Below are 3,187 nucleotides of genomic sequence, written 5' to 3'. Positions count from 1 at the left end.
AGCTCAGCATCCCTATAAAACTCAAATCTTGGACTTCCATTCCTGCAAAACCCAATGGGCAACTCGTTCACTCTATTTTGAGGGACAGAAGCGAAATCAATTCTGTATCCTACACTACCGTTTGAATTTGGAATTGCTGACGGTAATTGCTATGATTACTATATGATTTAAAAAAGAGCGATCATATCGTTTCATAGTTTCGTAGGTTGGGTGGAGGAACGAAACCCAACAAATCCACCAGTTATGCTTTGTTGGGTTTTCCTTTGGTCAATCCAACCGACAAGGGGGATTATGCGCCAGAATAATCAATATTTATTATGCAGTATCGAAGGGCAAAAATTGAGGGAGGAACTTACTTTTTTACCCTTGTCACTCACAAGCGTAAAAAATTCTTGTGCGAACCAGAAAATATCTCCCTCTTGCGAGAAGCATTTCGCTACGTTATGCAACGTCACCCATTCACAATCGATGCCATTGTCATTTTACCCGACCACCTGCACTGCATTTGGACTTTACCCGAAGGTGATGCCAATTTTTCCACTCGTTGGCGTTTAATAAAAAGCTATTTTAGTCGTAACTGCGATTCACAATATCACGGAAAAATGACTACTTCGAGAGAGAATAAAAAAGAACAAACTATCTGGCAAAGACGGTTCTGGGAACACTTAATCAAAAACGAGCAAGATTTCATTTGTCATGTAGATTACATCCATTATAATCCCGTAAAACATCGATTAGTTAATGCTCCTTCAGCTTGGGAATATTCCAGTTTTCACCGTTATGTTCAACAAGAAATCTATCAGATTGACTGGGGCGCAAATGAAGAAATCATCTTTCCGACGCAGGTTGGCTATGAATAGAGCGATCGCATTGTTTCCTAGGTTGGGTCATCGGAACGAAACCCAACACCCAACACCTAAATCCGTCTGAATCTTTTTGTTGGGTTTCCTTGGATCTATTGTTGGGTTTCGTGCCCAACCTACGGTAGTTTGCTTGGGTGTATTGTTGGGTTTCGTGCCTCAACCCAACCTACAAAACTGTAGGTTGGGTTGAGCGAATAAATATGTTAAAGAAAACCTCTCAATTCTCAGGAAAAGCGCAACCCAACACCCAAAATCTAAATCTGTCTGAATCTTTTTTTTGGGTTTCCTTGGGTCTGTTGTTGGGTTTCCTTACGTCAACCCAACCTACTTTGGTTTCCTTGGGTCAACCCAATCGACGATAATTGCTATGATTACTATAATCCGTAGTCGTGGTGTTTTATATGCCCAATTAAAACAAACCGAAAAAGCAAAAATTGACCTAGAACAAGCAGCTATAATATTCTACCAGCAGGATAATATGGCAACTTATGAAAAGGTGATGCAACTTTTACGCGAATTAGGGAGGTGACAAATGATAAAAACACCCGTTGATTTATACCGTAGAGGTAATGCTACATCTCCCAGAATGGATCATGTTCGTCCTAACAAAGATATTGCTATCTATGAAAATAATGGGCAAATATGGGTAAAAGAAACCCTTGTTGATGGACAAACACCGGGGGGAATTTCGACCTTTTCCGTTCAGGGAATAGGAAACAACTGGTGGAAACTAGATCGGGGAATTTCTATTCCCAGTGAGCTAGAATTAATTAATGATCGAGGTAATCACTGGTTATGGAAACCCTTATTTCCCATGTCAATAGAAACCTATCAACAAGCCTTAAGGGTAATTGGTGAATTTTTTTATCGTGTAAGTTGAGGTAAACTATGAAAACTCTATCATTTAAAGACATCCAATTTATTATCGAAGCTCTCGAATCCCTTCTCAAAAATTATAGTGACCGTATTCAACAAATAGAAGCTCTCGAAAACTATGAAGATGAAATTTCAGACTTAAGTAATGATTCTCTATTTTTACAAGAATTAATTACTGACTTACAAAATCAACAAACACAAGAATTGGCTCTACTTGTGCCGGAATTTGATTTGCAAAAAATGACTTTACAAACATTAATTAAACAAGGAAAAAACCTGTCAATTGAGGAAAAATTAATCTTAGTGGAATCTCTAACTTCATCAATCCGCGAAGAATATAATCTAATGCGAACCTGAAATGAGAAATCAATGATTACTTATTTAGCCATCGTTCATAAGGTCCGTAGTCGTGGTCTTTTATATGCCCAATTAAAACAAACCGAAAAAGCAAAAATTGACCTACAACAAGCAGCTATAATATTCTACCAACAGAATATTATGGCAACTGATGAAAAGGTGATGCAATTTTTGCAGCAATTAGGGCAATAAGTGGGGGGGTGAGTTATCAGTATTTAGTTTTTTCTAGTCTAGTCTGTTAATTGTTCATTAAAAACCTTCGGGAGGGATGTTATTTTATGACCTTAAAACAACTCATACAAGACAAACGAGAGGATATCCTACAAATTGCCACCAAACATGGTGCTTTTAATGTGCGTGTATTTGGTTCCGTTGCTAGAGGAGAGGAAACCGAAAATAGTGATATTGATTTTTTAATTGATTATGATTTAGCTAAAACATCCCCTTGGTTTCCCGGTGGATTATTAGTTGATTTAGAGGCTCTCTTAGGGTGTAAAGTGGATGTAGTAACTGAAAAAAGCCTTCATCATCTAATTAAACAGCGAATCTTAAAGGAGGCAATTAAGTTATGAATGAAGATCGAGTTTATCTTGAATATATTTTAGACTGTATTGATAAAATTAAGGACTATTCCCAAGGAGGAAAACAGGAGTTTTTTGCTAATTCAATAATCAGCGATGCTATCATTAGACGCTTACAAACTTTGGCAGAATCAACTCAAAGGCTTTCGGAGGAATTAAAGGCAAATATTCCCAATGTTGACTGGCGTAATATTTCTGGTTTTAGGAATATTTTAGTACATGATTATTTAGGGGGAATTGACCTTAATACAGTTTGGGAGGTGGTAGAGAATTATTTGGATGATTTAAGAGAACAGATTTTAAGGCATCTAGAATCAGTTTCTTAGGTTGGGTTGAGCGAATAAATAAGTAGGTAGGCGTTAAAAGTTGTCAGACACCCCCCTTATCAAGCTATCCCTTATAGGGATCTTTCTTAACAATTTTTGCAGTAAGCACTCCAACCCTTATCCTGACTTGATTTCAGTTTTTTCTTTGTCAGTAAGGGTGTCAACAAGGAATATTACAAATTGT

At 37.3% G+C, this 3,187-nt stretch carries 7 protein-coding genes; all 7 read left to right on the top strand.

The features are described from left to right. Nucleotides 1-317 precede the first annotated feature (317 nt). The 7 genes from PX481_RS26490 to PX481_RS26460 all read left to right on the top strand — a co-directional run bounded on the left by PX481_RS26490 (nt 318) and on the right by PX481_RS26460 (nt 3,003). Complete coding sequence (locus tag PX481_RS26490; RefSeq protein WP_079205648.1) at nt 318-860, top strand: REP-associated tyrosine transposase; 543 nt, start codon at nt 318-320, stop codon at nt 858-860. Between the two features lie 370 nt (nt 861-1,230). Then, nucleotides 1,231-1,392, top strand: coding sequence for a hypothetical protein (locus tag PX481_RS26485; protein WP_288026501.1), 162 nt, complete (start codon nt 1,231-1,233; stop codon nt 1,390-1,392). Nucleotides 1,393-1,395: 3 nt separating this feature from the next. Then, nucleotides 1,396-1,743, top strand: coding sequence for a Tse2 family ADP-ribosyltransferase toxin (locus PX481_RS26480; protein ID WP_002763055.1), 348 nt, complete (start codon nt 1,396-1,398; stop codon nt 1,741-1,743). An 8-nt stretch (nt 1,744-1,751) separates the two neighbouring features. Then, on the top strand, nt 1,752-2,096 hold the full coding sequence (locus tag PX481_RS26475; RefSeq protein ID WP_104396060.1) for a hypothetical protein: 345 nt from the start codon (nt 1,752-1,754) through the stop codon (nt 2,094-2,096). A 12-nt stretch (nt 2,097-2,108) separates the two neighbouring features. Beyond that, nucleotides 2,109-2,288: a hypothetical protein gene (locus PX481_RS26470; protein WP_288026498.1), complete on the top strand. Its 180-nt coding sequence runs from the start codon at nt 2,109-2,111 to the stop codon at nt 2,286-2,288. An 86-nt stretch (nt 2,289-2,374) separates the two neighbouring features. Continuing rightward, a complete protein-coding gene (locus tag PX481_RS26465; protein ID WP_002768612.1) occupies nt 2,375-2,668 on the top strand; it encodes a nucleotidyltransferase family protein in 294 nt (97 codons plus the stop codon). Beyond that, nucleotides 2,665-3,003: a HepT-like ribonuclease domain-containing protein gene (locus PX481_RS26460; protein WP_002763044.1), complete on the top strand. Its 339-nt coding sequence runs from the start codon at nt 2,665-2,667 to the stop codon at nt 3,001-3,003. Before PX481_RS26465 ends, PX481_RS26460 begins: the two co-directional genes overlap by 4 nt. The last annotated feature ends 184 nt before the right edge of the window (nt 3,004-3,187 follow it).

The sequence above is a fragment of the Microcystis sp. M53603_WE2 genome (assembly GCF_030065435.1).
This window is presented reverse-complemented; position numbering and strand designations above follow the sequence as displayed.

Excerpts from the sequence above, each read along its gene's own strand:
- PX481_RS26490 (WP_079205648.1), top strand. The coding sequence starts at position 318 with ATGCAGTATCGAAGGGCAAAAATTGAGGGAGGAACTTACTTTTTTACC.
- PX481_RS26485 (WP_288026501.1), top strand. The coding sequence starts at position 1,231 with ATGATTACTATAATCCGTAGTCGTGGTGTTTTATATGCCCAATTAAAA.
- PX481_RS26480 (WP_002763055.1), top strand. The coding sequence starts at position 1,396 with ATGATAAAAACACCCGTTGATTTATACCGTAGAGGTAATGCTACATCT.
- PX481_RS26475 (WP_104396060.1), top strand. The coding sequence starts at position 1,752 with ATGAAAACTCTATCATTTAAAGACATCCAATTTATTATCGAAGCTCTC.
- PX481_RS26470 (WP_288026498.1), top strand. The coding sequence starts at position 2,109 with ATGATTACTTATTTAGCCATCGTTCATAAGGTCCGTAGTCGTGGTCTT.
- PX481_RS26465 (WP_002768612.1), top strand. The coding sequence starts at position 2,375 with ATGACCTTAAAACAACTCATACAAGACAAACGAGAGGATATCCTACAA.
- PX481_RS26460 (WP_002763044.1), top strand. The coding sequence starts at position 2,665 with ATGAATGAAGATCGAGTTTATCTTGAATATATTTTAGACTGTATTGAT.